The 15,559-nt window shown below is 73.8% G+C and carries 13 protein-coding genes; 4 read left to right on the forward strand and 9 right to left on the reverse strand.

Features of this window, described 5'->3' with window-relative positions:
* Nucleotides 1-13: 13 nt before the first annotated feature.
* Nucleotides 14-1,192 (reverse strand): trans-sulfuration enzyme family protein, encoded by a 1,179-nt coding sequence (locus BXA10_RS04305; RefSeq protein WP_076468265.1) that lies wholly within the window; start codon nucleotides 1,190-1,192, stop codon nucleotides 14-16.
* A gap of 83 nt (nucleotides 1,193-1,275) precedes the next feature.
* On the opposite strand from BXA10_RS04305, the gene BXA10_RS04310 reads away from it, so the two are divergent.
* Together BXA10_RS04310 and BXA10_RS04315 are read left to right on the forward strand one after the other, a co-directional pair.
* Nucleotides 1,276-1,755 (forward strand): Lrp/AsnC family transcriptional regulator, encoded by a 480-nt coding sequence (locus BXA10_RS04310; RefSeq protein ID WP_076467757.1) that lies wholly within the window; start codon nucleotides 1,276-1,278, stop codon nucleotides 1,753-1,755.
* 46 nt (nucleotides 1,756-1,801) lie between these two features.
* Nucleotides 1,802-2,812, forward strand: coding sequence for an LLM class flavin-dependent oxidoreductase (locus BXA10_RS04315; RefSeq protein WP_175649106.1), 1,011 nt, complete (start codon nucleotides 1,802-1,804; stop codon nucleotides 2,810-2,812).
* A gap of 467 nt (nucleotides 2,813-3,279) precedes the next feature.
* Here the strand turns inward: BXA10_RS04315 and BXA10_RS04320 are convergent, their stop codons facing one another.
* From BXA10_RS04320 to BXA10_RS04335, 4 genes are all read right to left on the reverse strand, one after another.
* Nucleotides 3,280-3,744 (reverse strand): RrF2 family transcriptional regulator, encoded by a 465-nt coding sequence (locus tag BXA10_RS04320; protein ID WP_076467761.1) that lies wholly within the window; start codon nucleotides 3,742-3,744, stop codon nucleotides 3,280-3,282.
* Nucleotides 3,745-3,839: 95 nt separating this feature from the next.
* Complete coding sequence (locus BXA10_RS04325) at nucleotides 3,840-4,724, reverse strand: acyl-CoA thioesterase (protein ID WP_076467763.1); 885 nt, start codon at nucleotides 4,722-4,724, stop codon at nucleotides 3,840-3,842.
* Nucleotides 4,721-6,169 (reverse strand): pyruvate kinase, encoded by a 1,449-nt coding sequence (gene pyk / locus BXA10_RS04330; RefSeq protein WP_076467765.1) that lies wholly within the window; start codon nucleotides 6,167-6,169, stop codon nucleotides 4,721-4,723. The genes BXA10_RS04325 and pyk overlap by 4 nt, the downstream gene beginning before the upstream one ends.
* Nucleotides 6,170-6,406: 237 nt before the next feature.
* Nucleotides 6,407-6,772: a YciI family protein gene (locus tag BXA10_RS04335; RefSeq protein WP_076467766.1), complete on the reverse strand. Its 366-nt coding sequence runs from the start codon at nucleotides 6,770-6,772 to the stop codon at nucleotides 6,407-6,409.
* A 273-nt stretch (nucleotides 6,773-7,045) separates the two neighbouring features.
* Here BXA10_RS04335 and BXA10_RS04340 point away from each other — a divergent pair, with 273 nt between their 5' ends.
* Nucleotides 7,046-7,918, forward strand: a complete 873-nt coding sequence (locus BXA10_RS04340) for an aldo/keto reductase (protein WP_076467768.1) — start codon at nucleotides 7,046-7,048, stop codon at nucleotides 7,916-7,918.
* A 143-nt stretch (nucleotides 7,919-8,061) separates the two neighbouring features.
* On the opposite strand, the gene BXA10_RS04345 is transcribed toward BXA10_RS04340, so the two are convergent.
* Nucleotides 8,062-8,643, reverse strand: a complete 582-nt coding sequence (locus BXA10_RS04345; RefSeq protein WP_076467769.1) for a TetR/AcrR family transcriptional regulator — start codon at nucleotides 8,641-8,643, stop codon at nucleotides 8,062-8,064.
* Nucleotides 8,644-8,938: 295 nt separating this feature from the next.
* Here BXA10_RS04345 and BXA10_RS04350 point away from each other — a divergent pair, with 295 nt between their 5' ends.
* The gene (locus BXA10_RS04350) at nucleotides 8,939-10,393 is read left to right on the forward strand and encodes an MFS transporter (protein WP_245828125.1); all 1,455 of its coding nucleotides are present in this window, start codon (nucleotides 8,939-8,941) and stop codon (nucleotides 10,391-10,393) included.
* 113 nt (nucleotides 10,394-10,506) lie between these two features.
* Here BXA10_RS04350 and BXA10_RS31990 read toward each other — a convergent pair whose 3' ends face one another.
* The 3 genes from BXA10_RS31990 to BXA10_RS04365 all read right to left on the reverse strand — a co-directional run bounded on the left by BXA10_RS31990 (nucleotide 10,507) and on the right by BXA10_RS04365 (nucleotide 15,394).
* Entirely contained in the window at nucleotides 10,507-11,139 is a 633-nt protein-coding gene (locus BXA10_RS31990; RefSeq protein ID WP_245828126.1) for a hypothetical protein, read from the reverse strand.
* A 3-nt stretch (nucleotides 11,140-11,142) separates the two neighbouring features.
* Nucleotides 11,143-13,650, reverse strand: coding sequence for an FtsK/SpoIIIE domain-containing protein (locus tag BXA10_RS04360; protein WP_076467772.1), 2,508 nt, complete (start codon nucleotides 13,648-13,650; stop codon nucleotides 11,143-11,145).
* 211 nt (nucleotides 13,651-13,861) lie between these two features.
* Nucleotides 13,862-15,394 carry an MFS transporter gene (locus BXA10_RS04365; protein WP_245828127.1) on the reverse strand — a complete coding sequence of 511 codons (1,533 nt, stop codon included), beginning with the start codon at nucleotides 15,392-15,394 and terminating at the stop codon, nucleotides 13,862-13,864.
* Nucleotides 15,395-15,559: the final 165 nt, after the last annotated feature.

Consider the following 15,559-nt stretch of genomic DNA (forward strand, 5'->3'; position numbering starts at 1 on the left):
GTTCCGCGAGCCGTCAGCTGATCAGGGCCAGTGCCTGCTCCAGGTCGGCCCGCAGGTCCTCCGGGTCCTCGAGGCCGACCGAGATCCGCAGCAGCCCGTCGGCGGGCTTGGCGTCGCCGGTCACCGGGCGGTGGGTGAGGGAGGCGGGGTGCTGGATCAGGGTGTCCACCCCGCCGAGCGAGACCGCGTGGGTGATCAGTCGGCATGCCGCGGCGACGGTGGCTGCGGCGGGCGCGCCGCCGCGTACCTCGATGGCGAGCAGGCTGCCGGTGCCGCTCAGCTGCCGGCCGACGAGCCCGGCCGGGTCGTGCAGGGACGGGTGGTGCACCCGCTCGACGGCGGGGTGGTTGGCGAGCCAGCCGGCCAGTTTCTCGGCGCCTGCCTGTTGGGCGCGGACCCGGATGGGCAGGGTCTGGAGGCCGCGGTGCAGCAGGTACGCGCCGAGCGGGTGGAGGATCGCGCCGGTGACCGCGCGGACCTGCCGGAGCCGGGCGGCCCAGTCGGCGTCGCAGGCGACGACTCCGGCGAGGACGTCGCCGTGTCCGCCGATGCTCTTGGTGGCGCTGTGCAGGACGAGGGTGGCGCCGTGCTGGGCGGGCCGCTGGAGCACGGGGGTGGCGACGGTGTTGTCCACGAGGAGGGGGACGTTGCCGGCGGCGTGGGCGAGTCGGGCGATGTCGACGAGGTCGCAGGTGGGGTTGGCGGGGGTCTCGACGACGACGAGCGCGGTGTCGGGGCGTACTGCGGCGGCGACCTCGTCGGGGCGGGCCCAGCTGACGGTGGTGCCGAGGAGCCCGGTGGCGAGCACGTGGTCGGTGCCGCCGTACAGGGGGCGGACGGCGACGATGTGCCGGTGGCCGTCGCGCGTGGCGGCGAGCAGGGTGGCGCTGAGTGCGGCCATCCCGCTGGCGAAGGCGACGGCTGCGGCGGTGCCTTCGAGGTCGGCGAGCGCGGTCTCGAAGCGGGCCACGGTGGGGTTCCAGAGCCGCTGGTAGACGGGGCTGTCGCCGGCTTCGAGCGGGCCGCCGGTGGCGAGCTTCTCGTAGGCGTCACCGCCTGCCGAGATGGACGGCAGCGGGTTGGTGGTGGAGAGATCGATGGGCGGCACGTGGACGCCGAGCGCGTTCAGGTCGTCGCGGCCGGCGTGCACGGCTCGGGTGTCCACGGTCGTCATGGCGACAGCGTCGAACATCAGGCTGATGCCGTGCAACAGTTCCGAACATGATTCTGTGAAGGCCGTTTGAATGCGGTTCCGGTTCGGTGGAGGATGTCGGCATGACGCCTGCTCCGAATGATGTGCGGCCGTTTTCGGCCCTGGACGACGTGGACCGCGCGATTCTCGGCGAGTTGGCGGCCGACGGGCGGCTGCCGAACAACGCGCTCGCCGAGCGGGTCGGTGTTGCGCCGTCGACGTGTCTCGCCCGGACTCGGGCATTGCGGGAGAGTGGCGCGATCCGCGGGTTCCACGCCGAGATCGACCCGGCGGCGCTGGGGCTGCCGTTGCAGGCGCTGGTCTCGGTGCGGCTCACGGCGCACGAGCGGCCGGCGGTGGACGCGTTCCGGGGCCGGTCGGTACTGCTGCCGGGGGTGGTGTCGGTGTTCCACGTGGCGGGCGCGGACGACTACGTGCTGCACGTGCGGGCCGCCTCGGCGGACGCGCTGCGGGACTTCGTGCTCGACCATCTCGCGGTGGACCCCGCGGTGCAGCACACCCAGACGAGCTTGATCTTCGAGCAGGCGCGGGGCGTGGGGTGAGTCGCTTCGGGGAACAAATCCGACGCGTCCCGGGTTGGCCAGGCCTGTGATCGACGTACCGCTCTCCGTCCTCGAAGTTGCCCCCGTAGCCGCCGGCGCCAACGCCGGTGAGGCGCTGCGACACACCACCGAGCTGGCTCGGCGTACCGAGGAGCTGGGTTACCACCGGTTCTGGGTGGCCGAGCACCACAACATGCCGGCGATCGCGAGTTCCGCGCCCGCGGTGCTGATCGCGCATCTGGCCGCCTCGACCTCGTCCATCCGGGTCGGTTCCGGCGGTGTGATGCTGCCGAACCATCCGGCGTTGGTGGTGGCCGAGCAGTTCGGCACGCTCGAAGCGCTGCATCCGGGTCGGATCGACCTGGGTATCGGCCGCGCCCCGGGCACCGACCAGGTCACCGCGCTGGCGTTGCGCCGGACCATGGAGGGGCTGTCGGCCGAGGGGTTCCCCCGTGAGCTGACCGATCTGATGAACTACTTCAGCGGGGAGCAGCCCGGCCCGATCACCGCCTCGCCGGGTCTGGGGCAGCAGCCGGCGGTCTGGTTGCTCGGTTCGAGCGGTTTCAGCGCCCAGCTGGCCGGTCTGCTCGGGCTGCCGTTCTCCTTCGCGCACCACTTCAGCGCGCAGAACACTCTGCCCGCCTTGGCGCTGTACCGGCAGCACTTCCGTCCGTCGCGTTTCCTCGACAAGCCGTACGCCATGGTGGCGGTCAACGTGTTCTGCGCGGAGACCGACGAGCGGGCGCACTGGCTGGCGGGGCCGGCGGGGCTCTCGTTCCTCCGGCTGCGCTCCGGCCGTCCGCAGCCGTTGGCCACTCCGGAGGAGGCGGCGGCGTACCCGTACACCGAGGTCGAGCAGGAGTTCGTGGCGCAGCGTCTGGAGGGTCAGGCGGTCGGTTCGCCGGAGACCGTACGCCGGCAGCTGACCCACCTGCTGGAGCGCACCGGCGCGGACGAGCTGATGCTCACCACGATGGTGTACGACATCGAGGACCGGGTCCGCTCGTTCGAGCTGGTCGCCGAGCAGGTCGCCGGCGGCCTGCGGAGGGATGCCTGAAACACGATCTTCACGCTTGCGTCACCCCCGCGACCCGGACGACGCCTAGTTTTGTCTCCGGTGGTGGTACGGCATTCCCGGTCGGGACGGGTCGGGAATGCCGCGGTGTGGCGCACCGGGCCGTAGCTGTGCGGATTCCGCGGCTGCGGCCCGGTGCCTTCCGGGCCCTGACCGCCGCCGGCCGTGATCGTGACGTGACGTTCGTGCTTGACAGCCAGCGGCCTCATCGCAGCCTTTGCTCTGCACCCGGATACGCACCAGTCACTCAACGTCACCCACGTCGGCCGCGCGGGGTGAGCCCTCCCGCCGCCCAGCCGCAGGTCGGCTGGGTGGTGCGTCGGTGGGTGCAGAGCAAAGCGCCGGGAGCGCGGTGGGCCGGGCCGGCCACGCGAGTACGCTGCGTCACCGATATGTGGCGTGACGCCGCCGACGAGACCGGCAACGCAACCCTTCAGCGGCCCGGGCGATCAGGTCCAGGCGCGGGGATCGGCGGCCAACTCGGTGACCCGCGACGGCAAGGTGCCGGCGGCCACGTCGGCAACGGTCACCAGCTCCAGGATCTCCCGCTCGCTGGCCCGCAACGCGATCCAGACCTCCTGCAGGGCGCGGGCCGCGCCGTGGTAGCCGAGCTCTTCCGGGCGTTGCCCACGCACGTGCGCGAGTGGACCGTCGATCACCCGGATCACCTCGGCCAGCGAGATCTCGTCCGCCGGCCGGGCCAGCCAGTAGCCGCCCTCGGGGCCGCGCTGGGCCTGGACGACGCCGCCCCGACGCAGTTGCAGCAGGATGCTCTCCAGAAACTTCGGCGGTATCTCCTGGGCCCGGGCGATCTGGTCGGCGGTGACGGGCCGCCCCCGCCCCGGCCCGTTGGCCGTCGCCGCGAGCTCGGCGGTCGCACGGAGGGCGTAGTCGACCCGAGCGGAGAGACGCATGCCGCAAAGGTTATCGGGCTGGTCAGCCGCCCGGCCCGCCGCCCCTCGGCCGATCGGGCACGTCACAGCGGCCCCGCCCGGGCGGCCGCCCCCGGTCAGGCGCCGACGCGGCGCAGCAGACCCTCCTGCACGGCGCTGGCGATCTGGCGGCCGTCCGTGGTGAACATCCGTCCGGTCGCCAGCCCCCGGGCACCGGACGCCGACGGGCTCCAGCAGTCGTAGAGGAACCACTCGTCGGCCCGGAACGGCCGGTGGAACCAGAGTGCGTGATCGAGGCTGGCGCCTACCACACCGCCCGGCCCCCACACCTCGCCGTGCACCGAGAGCACCGAGTCGAGCAGGGTCAGGTCGGAGGCGTACGTGAGCGCGCAGGCGTGCAGCAGCGGGTCGTCCGGCAGCTTGCCGTCGATGCGCATCCACACCCGCTGGTGCGGGTTGGCCGGCCGGTCGCCGGGGCGTACCCAGCCGGGCTCACCGACGTAGCGGACGTCGATCGGGCGCGGGATCTGGGACCAGATGCCGAGCCGCTCGGGGTAGCGGGCGAGCCGGTCGGTCATGGTCGGCACCTCGTCCGGCGCCGGCACGTCGAGCGGCGCCGGCGCCTGGTGGTCCAACCCCTCCTCCGTCCGCTGGAACGAGGCCGACATGAAGAAGATCGGCTTCGCGTGCTGGACGGCCACCGAGCGGCGGACCGAGAAGGAGCGCCCGTCGCGGACGTTCTCCACCTGGTACTCGATCGGCTCGGCCGGGTCTCCGGGACGGACGAAGTAGCCGTGCAGCGAGTGCACGGACCGCTCCGGATCCACGGTGCGGCCGGCGGCCACCAGCGCCTGGCCGGCGACCTGCCCGCCGTACACCCGCTGCGGCCCGACGGGCGGGCTCATCCCCCTGAAGGTCATGGCGGCGGTCTGCTCGAGGTCGAGGACCTCGAGCAGTTGGTCGACCGCGGCCTGGCCGACCACGACCTTCGGGTCGGTCACTGCAAGGCCCGCGCCGAGGCCGCGTCGACCAGGGAACCGAGCTGGTGCACGCGCAGCGTGTTGGTCGAGCCGGGGGTGCCGGGCGGGCTGCCCGCCACGATCACCACGTAGTCGCCGGGGTTGGCCCGGTTGAGGCCGAGCAGCGCCTCGTCGACCTGCCGGAACATGTCGTCGGTGTGCTGCACGAACGGCATGAGGAACGTCTCGACGCCCCAGGCGAGCGCCAGCTGGTTGCGTACCTCCGGCACGGGGGTGAAGGCCAGCAGCGGCAGGTCGCAGTGCAACCGGCTGAGCCGCCGCACCGTGTCGCCGGTCTGGGAGAAGGCGACCAGCGCCTTGGCGCCGATGGCCCGGGCGATGGAGGAGGCGGCGATGGTGAGCGCGCCACCGTGGGTACGCGGGTCGTGCTGGAGCCGCGGCACGGCGAACGAGCCGCACTCCGTCGTCGTCACGATCTTGGCCATGGTGCTGACGGTGAGCACCGGATACTTTCCGACGCTGGTCTCACCGGAGAGCATCACCGCGTCCGCGCCGTCGAGCACCGCGTTGGCCACGTCTGAGGCCTCGGCCCGGGTCGGGCGGGAATTCTCGATCATCGAGTCGAGCATCTGGGTCGCCACGATGACCGGCTTGGCGTTCTCCCGGCAGAGCTGAACCGCGCGCTTCTGCACCAGCGGGACCTGGTCCAGCGGCATCTCGACGCCGAGGTCGCCGCGGGCGACCATGACCCCGTCGAAGGCCAGCACGATGGCCTCCAGGTGGTCCACCGCCTCCGGCTTCTCGACCTTGGCCAGCACCGGCCGCTGCACCCCGACCTCGTTCATGATGGTGTGCACGCGCTTGATGTCGTCGGGCGAGCGGACGAACGACAGGGCGATCATGTCGACCCCGAGGCCGAGAGCGAACCGGAGGTCCTCCTCGTCCTTCTCCGACAGCGCCGGAACGCTTACCGCGACGTTGGGCAGCGACACGCCCTTGTTGTTGGAGACCGGGCCGCCCTCGGTGACCAGGCAGCGGATGTCGTTGCCCTGCACGTCGGTGACCTCTACGGCGACGCGGCCGTCGTCGATCAGCAGCCGGTCGCCGGGCTTCACCTCCTGCGGCAGCTTCTTGTAGGTGCAGGAGACCCGGTCCTTGGTGCCGAGGATGTCATCGCTGGTGATCACCACGGAGTCACCGGTGCGCCACTCGTACGGGCCGTCCGCGAACCGTCCCAGGCGGATCTTGGGCCCTTGGAGGTCGGCCAGGATGGCCACCGGGTGACCGGCCGAGTCGGCCGCCTCCCGGACCAGCCGGTAGACCGCCTCGTGATCGGCGTGGCTGCCGTGGCTGAAGTTGAGTCTCGCCACGTTCATCCCGGCCTCTACGAGACCCCGGATGCGTTCCGGGGAAGAGGTGGCGGGGCCGAGAGTGCAGACGATCTTCGCGCGGCGTGTCACGCCCATCAGGCTAGTCTCTCCTCCGGGTCGGGCTGGTGGCCGACCCCCTCGCGGGCTGCGGATCGATCCGCCGATGTCGCGCGGTGCGCGTGAGACGGCGGGGTAACCGCATCAGGGACGTTATGGCTGGCGGGCAACGGCGACCGCGCGCCGGAATCGTACGCCCCCTGTCCGGACCGGCCACCACGTCCTCCCGCACCCGGCCGCGTTCGCCTCCGCGGCAGGCGTCCGGCGCGGCCGGTGTCAGCTCTCCGTCTTGGCCAGCGGGAACTCCAGCGAGCCGGCCGGGCAGAGGAAGGTCATCACGTCCACCCGGTAGAGCCCCGCCTGCACCGCGGGGTCGGCCTCCATGACGCTGCGTACGTCCTCCACCGAGCCGGTGCGGGCCAGCCCGAACCCGATCGGCGGGTCCGGGTTGTGTGCCCGGCCGTCGACCGAACCGGAGACCAGGACGATGCCGCGCCGCTGCAGCGCCTGCATGTGCTCGGCGTGCTCGGCCTGCAGCCGCTGGATCGTCTGGGTCGACAACGCCCGCCCAGCGCGGCCCGGGTAGAGCACGATGCACTCGTAGGTGTCGAGCGCGAAGTCGACCTGCGGCACACCCGCCATTGCTGCCCCTCCCGCCGTGGGGTCGCCGGCCGACCCGACGGGGCCGACACGACCGGCACGGGCTCAGCGTCGCACGGGCGGTGGCGGCGTGGCCGACGCTCGGCCAATCCGGCCGGGCCGCCCCGTACCCCCCGAGCCGTCAGGTCCGTTTGTGACCGCATCGCGCCTGCCCAGGGGCGCATCGCGTCGGGGACGCGGACGGACGTTCGCCGCCAGGGCTCCCACGGCGGCGGCTAGATTGGCGTACGAAGCGTGACGCGACAAGGGGAACACATGGCAGACAACGCCCATAAGCGACCCGCGAAGGCCGCCGGCACCTACCGGATCGGTGGCGACCTCGAGGTCGATCGCCTTGGCTACGGGGCGATGCAACTCACCGGCCCGGGCGTCTGGGGCGATCCGAAGGACCCGGCCGAGGCGGTCCGCGTGCTCCGCCGGGCCGTCGAGCTCGGCGTGACGTTCATCGACACGGCCGACTCGTACGGGCCGTTCGTCTCGGAACTGCTGATCCGCGAGGCGCTGCACCCGTACGCCGATGACCTGGTCATCGCGACCAAGGCCGGCTTCACCCGGGCCGGGCCCGGCGACTGGCGTCCTCTCGCGCGCCCTGAGTACCTGCGCCAGCAGTGTGAGCTGAGCCTGCGCCACCTCGGCCTGGACTGCATCCCGCTCTACCAGTTGCACCGGATCGACCCGACGGTGCCGCTGGCCGATCAGCTCGGCGAGCTGGCGCTGCTCAAGCAGGAGGGGAAGATCCGGCACATCGGTCTCTCCGAGGTGACCGTCGAGCAGATCGAGGCGGCCCGCGAGATCACCACGATCGTGTCGGTGCAGAACCTCTACAACCTGGCCGACCGCCACTTCGAGGACGTGCTGGAGTACTGCGAGCGCAACGACCTCGCGTTCATCCCCTGGTTCCCGATCGCGACGGGTAACCTCGCCCGCCCCGGCGGGCCGCTGGACGCCATCGCCGCCGAGCACAGCGCGACGCCGGCGCAGCTCGCACTCGCCTGGCTGTTGCGCCGGTCGCCGGTGATGCTTCCGATCCCGGGTACGTCCTCCGTCGCGCACCTGGAGGAGAACGTCGCGGGGGCCGAGGTGAAGCTCACCGACGCCGAGTTCGAGGCGTTGGCCAAGGCCACCTGACCGGGCGGTCACGAGGACCGGCCGGCCGTCCGGAGTCCGCCCCGGCGGCGCACGGTACGACCGGCCGGCACTCGGGCCGGGACGATCTCCGACCCGTCGGACGCTCCGGCCGGGCGACCGACACGAGCAGTCGGCCGGTCGCGTCAGGCGAGCGCGGGCGGGTAACGCAGCCCGTCCAGGGCGATCGCCAGCACCCGGTCCCGCTGGCCCGGCTCCGGGAACTGGAACGCGACGATTCCGCTGATCAGCCGGAGCACGTCGTCGAAGGTGGCGTCCGGGCGGACCACGCCGGCCTCCTGGACGCGCCGCATCATGGGCTGGCCCGCGGCGTAGATCTCGGCGCGGCACCGGCGGAAGACCTCGGAGTCGTGCGCCAGCTCCTCGGCGAGCGCCCGCTTCGTGGCCGCGTACGCGACGAACCGGTTCAACCAGGCGACGAGCGCGTCCCAAGGGGGCAGGTGCGCCAGGTCCGCCGCGGAGCGGCTGAGCGCCTGGACCTCGTCGACGTAGACCGCCTCGAACAGTTCGCGGCGGCTCGGGAAGTTCCGGTAGAGGGTGCCGATGCCGACTCCGGCCCGCCGGGCGATCTCCTCCAGCGACGCGTTCACGCCGGCCTCGGCGAAGGCCTCCCGGGCTGCGGTGACCAACGCGTCGTAGTTGCGCTGGGCGTCGGCCCGCTTGGGACGCCGCGCTAGGTATTCCCCCAGCTCACCAGTGCCGGCCATGGCGCGCGTCACCTTCCCTCGGTTGCAACCGGAGGCACCCCTCCGCTAAGTTGGTGGAGGCACCCCTCCGGAACTGACCGGAGCCTCACCTCCGGAAAGCGTACTCCGGACGATCTGGCCGGTCCCGTCCAAGACCGGTGACCCAGACCCGCACCACCACCAGATCGGCCCGCCCTCGCCCGCGCCCACCGCCGTCCGACCCCACCCGACTGGTCGCGGCGCCCCATCCGACAAGGGAGCGGCCGGGCGGCGCGACCGCAGCACCGACCTTCGTACCCACATGGGAGTTCCCCTCGTGACCGAGACCATCCGACGCGGCTCGCGTCGGCTGACCTTCCTAGTCCTCGCGGCCGGCGCCGGCTTCTTCGCGATGCTCCAATCGCTGATCACCCCGGTGCTGCCCATCATCCAGCACGACCTGCACACCTCCCAGAACACCGTGACCTGGGTGCTGACCGCCTACCTGCTCTCCGCATCGATCTTCACACCGATCCTCGGCCGGGTCGGCGACATGCTCGGCAAGGGGCGGATGCTCGTCGTCGCCCTCGCCGCGCTCGCATTGGGCTGCCTCCTGGCGGCCATCGCGCCGAGCATCGGCGTGCTGATCATCGCCCGCGTCGTGCAGGGCATCGGCGGCGCGGTCTTCCCGCTCTCGTTCGGCATCATCCGCGACGAGTTCCCCGCCGCACGGGTGAGCTCGGCCGTCGCGACGATCTCGGCGATCATCGCCGCCGGCGGTGGCCTCGGCGTCGTCCTGGCCGGCCCGATCGTCTCCGTCCTCGGCTACCGCTGGCTGTTCTGGATCCCGATGGTCGTCGTGGCCCTCACCGCGCTCGCGGCGCACCTGTTCGTGCCGGAGTCGCCGGTCCGCTCGCCCGGCCGGATCAACTGGGCGGGCACCCTGCTGCTCTCCGGCTGGCTGGTGGCGCTGCTGCTGCCGGTCAGCAAGGGCGCGACCTGGGGCTGGACGTCCCTTCCCGTACTCGGCCTGCTGGCGCTCGCCGTCGTACTGCTGATCGGTTGGCTGGTGGCCGAGGCACGCTCCGCGAACCCGCTGATCGACATGCGGATGATGCGCCTGCCCGGCGTGTGGACGACCAACCTGGTGGCGCTGCTCTACGGCGGGTCGATGTTCGCCATCTACGCCTTCGTACCCCAGTTCGTGCAGACCCCGACCAGCGCCGGCTACGGCTTCGGCGCGAGCGTCACCCAGGCCGGACTGCTCATGCTGCCGATGCTGGTCGGCATGTTCGTCGCCGGAATCGCCGCCGGCCGGCTGGAGGCCCGGTTCAGCGCCAAGGCGCAGCTGGCCACCGGCGCGGTCTTCAACGTGGCCGCCTCGGCCATGCTGGCCGTCGCCCACGACACCCGCCTGGAGATCGGTGTGGCCGGCGGTCTCGTCGGCATCGGCATCGGGCTGGCGTTCGCGTCAATGGCCAACCTGATCGTGGCCAACGTGTCACCCAGCCAGACCGGCGTGGCCACCGGAATGAACGCGAACATCCGCACCATCGGTGGCGCGATCGGCGCGGCCGTGGTGAGCAGCGTGATCACCGCCCACCCGCAGGCGAGCGGCCTGCCCCGGGAAGCCGGCTTCACCACCGGCTTCCTGCTGCTGACCGCCATCGCTCTGGCCGCCGCGGTGGCCGCGATGATCGTCCCCTCGGGACGGCGCACGACGGGCCGTCGCCGGCCCGCCCGGCCCACCGGTTCCGAAGTGTCCGGCGGGCTCGCGGCCGCGGGTCGCTGACCCGCCGCCAGGTCGACCCGGCCGCAGGGAAGAGGTGGCCTCCGCCACGGCGCGAGGTCACCCCTTCCCCGCGGCCGCCGCGTCGTTTCCGCCCGCCGCGGTCCGCCCCGCGCTCAGCGCAGGAAGCGGAGCATGAAGAGGTAGCCGCAGAAGACCAGCGGCACCAGCAGGAAGCAGACCGCCACGCCCAGCGCCGGGTAACGGGCGGACGCACCCTGGGCCAGCGGCGCGCGCCCCCACCGGCCCAGCGCGAGCCAACCGGAGATCAACGCCACGGCGGGCAGCCCGGCGCCGAGCGCCCCGACATCCGCGGCGACCACCATCACGAATCCGAGCACCGCGCCCGCCCCCGCCGAGGCCAGGTACACGGCGGCCGCCCGGGCCACCGGCGACCAGGCCGGCAGCAGCGCCGGCCGCCGGGCCAGCAGCTCCGCCTGCTGCCCGTGCCGGTCCGCCTCGTCGGCGTAGCGCCGGGCCAGCTCCAGCTCCACCGCCGGGTCGACCTCCGCGGCACTCCACCGCTCGGACGCGGAATCGACCTCGGTCGGCGCGGAGACCGTGACCGGCTCCCCGATCGCACGGCCCAGCTGGTCGAGACGTGTCCCCTGACCGGCCAGCCGACGGTCGAGGAAGTCGGCGGCGGTGTGCAGGTCACGGCGGCGCTCGGCGGCGGCAACGCCCCGTTCACCGGCCCGCCGCCGCTCGGCGAGCTGCCGGGCCAGGTCCGCGTACTCCTCGAAGGTCATCGTTCAGTCCGCACCGGCGAGGTCGTGCGCGGACCGGGCGAACGGCACGATCAGCCGGACCCGTCGGTCGTGCCGGTCCACCAGCAGTGCCCGGTCGAGGCAGGGCGGGTACGCGACGTCCCGCAGCCCGAGGTGCCGCTCCAGCTCGTCGGCGGGAACATCCAGCGTGACCAGGCAGGCGACCCCGTGGCCGTCGTCGGCCTCGCCGACGTCGTCGGCGAGCCGGTTCGCGCCGCGCCACCAGCCGAGCAGGTGCACCCCTCGGCCCGGGCCGTGGCGAAGCACGGCCCGTAGATCGTCGCGCCCGCGGCGAGCGGTCCGCGGGTCCGCCGGGTCGAGCACGGTCGAGGCGCCGTCCATGCCGAACGCGACGAGGAACGTGCGGCCCGCCGGAGCCGGCGCGGCCGGATCGGCCAGCGTCCGGAGCTGATCCCGCAGGCCGGTCGCGTCGAGCTGGTCGACCCGGTGGCCGGCGGCGGTCAGCGCGGCGGTGGTCTCGCCGGCCACCGGGTCGGCCCCGGCCACCAGCGGGGCGATCAGGAACCGGCACTCCCCCGGCAGGTGCTGGCGGGCCAGGCTCAGCGCCGCGGCGCGGAGCAGGTCCGCGCCGGCCGCCGAGGCGCCCACCACGCCCAGATGCCGGCCGGGCGTGGTGTCCATGATGAACAGCGCGCTGCTGACGTGCACGTCGACGGTCCGGCCGACCAGGGCCAGCGGGCGGCGCCCACCCGGGCGCAGCCCCGAGTAGGTGGCGTCCTCCTCGATCCGGGCGTTCTCGTACCCCCGGAACACCGCGGGTGGTCGTGTCCCGGCCGGCCGGGCCTGCCACAGCTCGCGCCGCAGCCGGGTGAGGGCTTCGGCAGCGGCATCGGCGTCGGGAAGACGGACGACGGTGTCGGCGCCGGCCGCGCCCCCGGCGACGTTCACCGCGGCCGTGCCCGCCGCGAGCGCCTCTGCCGCCTGGTTGTGCGGGTCGAGCACGCCGCCGGCGCCGGAGAGCGCGACCCGGCCGACGAGCGCCGCGCCGCTTGCCCCGAGCGCCTCGACGCCCGTGGCGCCGCGGCCGGCCAGCACCAGGTGCACGCCGCACGCGCCGCCCTTGCGCACCAGTTCGGCCAGCAGGGTCGCCGACTCGCGGGCCGCTCCGTCGTGGCCCGCGAGCAGGACGTCGAATCCGTCGAACACCGTCACGATCCGCGGCAGCGGGGGGTCGGTAGGCAGGTCGGCGAACCGGGTGACGCCGTGCCGCTTCAACGCGGTGGCGCGACGGCGCAGTTCCCGGCGCAGCTCGCGCAGCACGGACACGGCGTACTCGCGGTCCGACTCGATGCCGATCGCCCGGGCGTGCGGCAGCCAGGACTGGTCGTGCCCGGTCGGCCCGAACTCGGCGAAGCTCACCCCGTCGGGAAGACCGAGCAGGTAGAGCTGGAGCTGGGCGGGGGCGTAGCGGGCGACCAACCCGTGCAGCACAGCGGCCAGGAAGGACGCGGTCGCGCCGACGTCGCCACCGCCGACCAGCCAGTGCGGTGTGGTGTCGTCGAAGGAGACGGACACCGGGGTCCGCCCGCTGCGGCCCACGGCGGTACGCAGGCCGCTGCCGGCCGGCTCCGCCCACCGCCGGTCGGGGAGCAGTTCGGCGAACCGCCGCGCGTCCGCGAGCCGGGCGGCTGCGGCGAGCCGCTCGGCGAGCGCTCGCACCGAGGCGGCCGCCGGGTCGTCGTCGAGCCGCACCGGGGCGGCGAGCCCGCCGTCGTCGTCGCTGAACGGGGTGCCGGGCGGGTCACCGACGTACGCGTACCGCTCGGTCATCCGCACGACGGTGGTGGAGGCCAGCGACGGCGGCGGTTCGCCGGCCGACCGGGGTGGGTGGCCGGCGGCCAGGACGCAGACCCCGCCCTGCGCGCCGGCGTGGGTGAGCGCGGCGAGCCGGGCCAGTTCCCGTGGTGGCGCGCCGGCGGCCACCACCAGCAGCAGCCCGCCGCCGGGAGCGCGCCGGGCGGTTCGCACGTGCCGCTCGGCGGCGTCGAGCAGGGCGGTGACCTCGGCGTCGGTAGTGGCGGGCGGGGCGAGCACGCCGACGTCGACCAGCGGACGCAGCGGCCCGAACGTGGCGGTGGACGCGGCGGTGTCGATGCCGACGACCCGCACCTCGCCGGCCGGGGCGGCGGCCAGCAGCCGCAGCACCAGCGACCGCAGCAGCCCGGCCACCCGGGGGTCGCGGGCGTCGGTGTCGATGGCCAGGTGGCGGCCGCCACCGAGCGGGACCAGCGCCGGGAACGCGCCCTCCGGGGTGGACGCCTCCCCGAGACGGATCGCGACCGCCGTGTCGGTGGGCGTTGCCCCGGCGAGCGCGGCGCCCACCTCGTTGAGCCGGCCGACCAGTTCGCCGACGCCCGGTGGGGCGGCCGGCACGGGCACGGCCCGCAGCGCGTGGCGGGCGGCGTCGAGGTGCGCGCGCGCCGCGTGGTGCGCCGCGACCGCCTGCCGGTACGCCGGCGCGAGCCTGCCCACTGTCCGCCTCCCAGGTCACGGGCCATCCGCGAGGACCATAACGGACGGTGGTGAGACCGTGACAGCACCGCGCGGCACGCGTCGTGACGGCCGGCACCCGTTCGCCGCGGCCGCAGCCGCGATCGCTTCGGTCACTGCCGCCGGCCATGACGATTTCCCCCCGTGGTCGTCCGGGTCACCGGCGTCGGACGGCTACCGGGTCGCGCTCACCTCAGGAACCGGGCCGGCCGAGGGCGCCGGCCGGCACGGCGGGCTCCCCGAGCGGCGAGGCCTGATGCGCCGACGACGGTCGGTGCGGGACGTGCGAAGGCTGCGCGGGCGCCGGTCGACCGGCGGCGGGGCGGGGCGGCACCGGCCGGCGGGTGGAGCCGACGGCACCGGCCGGGCGCGGGGCCGGGAAGACCGGCCGCACCGCGCGGGCCAGGGTCGACGCGGGGCGTACGACGCGGGCCGCCGTCCAGGCGACCCGGCGCATCGGACGCCGCACCGCGGGTCCGGCCAGCGCCCCGGCCACCCGGCCCCGAAGCACCCGGCCCCGGAGACCGTCCAGGGCCGCACCGGCGGCGAGGGTGCCGACGGCCGCGCCGACGCCGGCCAGCACCAGCGTCTGCCGGGGGCCGACATGCTCGGAGAGCCAGCCGAGCAGCGGTGCGCCGACGGCCGAGGAGACCGAGCCGGTGACCGCCAGCGCGGCCAGCACCCGCCCGCGCATCAGGTAGTCGGTGTCGAGTTGGGCCCGGGTGCCGACGGTGGTGTCGATGATCACCGCGGCGGCGGCGATCGGCAGGATCACCGCGGCGAAGCTCAGGGTTCCCGGCGCGAGCCCGGCGACGATCTGCAACCCGCTCGCGAGCAGACCCGCGCCGATCAGGACGCCGTAGCCCAGGCTGCGGCTGCGAGCGGCGACGAGCGCGCCGAGCACGGTGCCCACCGCGAAGACGGTGGAGAGGAAGCCGTAGCCGCCGGCGCCACCGCCCAGCGGCCCGTCGCTCATCGCGGCCATGGTCACCTGATAGTTGCGGCCGAGGCTGCCGAGCACGAACGACAGGGCGAGCGCGACGAGCACCACCGGCTGGCCGAGCAGGTAACGGAAGCCGGCCCGGATGCCGCCGTCGTCCGTACGTCCCGGCTCGGCTGGCTGTTCGCCGACGTGCCGCTCGCGCTCGCGTACCAGGAACAGGGCCGCCACCACCGCCACGAAGCTCACGGCGTTGATCACGAACAGCAGCGCGGGGCCGACGGCGGCGACTACGACGGCGCCGGCGCTCATGCCGAGGATGCGGCCGGCGGAGTTGGTGAGCGAGCCGAGCGCGAGGGCGTTTCCGAGGCTCTCCCGGTCCACCAGCGTGGAGGACCACCGGCCCATCACCGGACCCTCGATCGCCGAGACCGCGCCGGCGGCGAGCGAGATCGCGTAGATCGCCGGCAGCCCGCCGGTGCCGGTCAGGGCGACGAACGCCAGGCTCGCCGCCAGCGCCGCGTGCGCCCCCTGCGCTCCGATCAGCAGCGGTTTCGCGGGCAGCCGGTCGGCCAGGGCGCCGCCCCAGACGCTGAGCAGCAGCGTGGGGATGGCCTGCAGGAGGATGGCGAAGCCCATGGAGGTCGCCGAGCCGGTACGCGCCAGCACGTACCAGTTGACTCCGAGCACCTGCATCCAGGTGCCGATCACCGACACGAACCCGGCGACGGCCCAGATCCGGTAGTTCCGGTGACGCAACGCGGCGAACGTGGCACCAAACGCCACGGCACAACCTCCCGACCAGACAGCGTCATGACAGGGCCGGGACGCACGCGATCGGCCGTCGCCAAGTGTGGCGACGGTTGGCCCGATTTGCCCGTCTTCGTGAGCGGGTTCACGCGGCCCGCCCCGGTCCACGAGGAACCGGGGCGGTGCCGGGGCCGATGTGGC

The sequence above is a fragment of the Micromonospora avicenniae genome (assembly GCF_900156065.1).
Lineage (GTDB): Bacteria > Actinomycetota > Actinomycetes > Mycobacteriales > Micromonosporaceae > Micromonospora > Micromonospora avicenniae.

What these genes read in the sequence shown, in the direction of transcription:
- BXA10_RS04305 (WP_076468265.1), bottom strand. Translation starts at nt 1,192, where the DNA reads ATGTTCGACGCTGTCGCCATGACGACCGTGGACACCCGAGCCGTGCAC.
- BXA10_RS04310 (WP_076467757.1), top strand. Translation starts at nt 1,276, where the DNA reads ATGACGCCTGCTCCGAATGATGTGCGGCCGTTTTCGGCCCTGGACGAC.
- BXA10_RS04320 (WP_076467761.1), bottom strand. Translation starts at nt 3,744, where the DNA reads ATGCGTCTCTCCGCTCGGGTCGACTACGCCCTCCGTGCGACCGCCGAG.
- pyk (WP_076467765.1), bottom strand. Translation starts at nt 6,169, where the DNA reads ATGGGCGTGACACGCCGCGCGAAGATCGTCTGCACTCTCGGCCCCGCC.
- BXA10_RS04335 (WP_076467766.1), bottom strand. Translation starts at nt 6,772, where the DNA reads ATGGCGGGTGTGCCGCAGGTCGACTTCGCGCTCGACACCTACGAGTGC.
- BXA10_RS04340 (WP_076467768.1), top strand. Translation starts at nt 7,046, where the DNA reads ATGGCAGACAACGCCCATAAGCGACCCGCGAAGGCCGCCGGCACCTAC.
- BXA10_RS04345 (WP_076467769.1), bottom strand. Translation starts at nt 8,643, where the DNA reads ATGGCCGGCACTGGTGAGCTGGGGGAATACCTAGCGCGGCGTCCCAAG.
- BXA10_RS31990 (WP_245828126.1), bottom strand. Translation starts at nt 11,139, where the DNA reads ATGACCTTCGAGGAGTACGCGGACCTGGCCCGGCAGCTCGCCGAGCGG.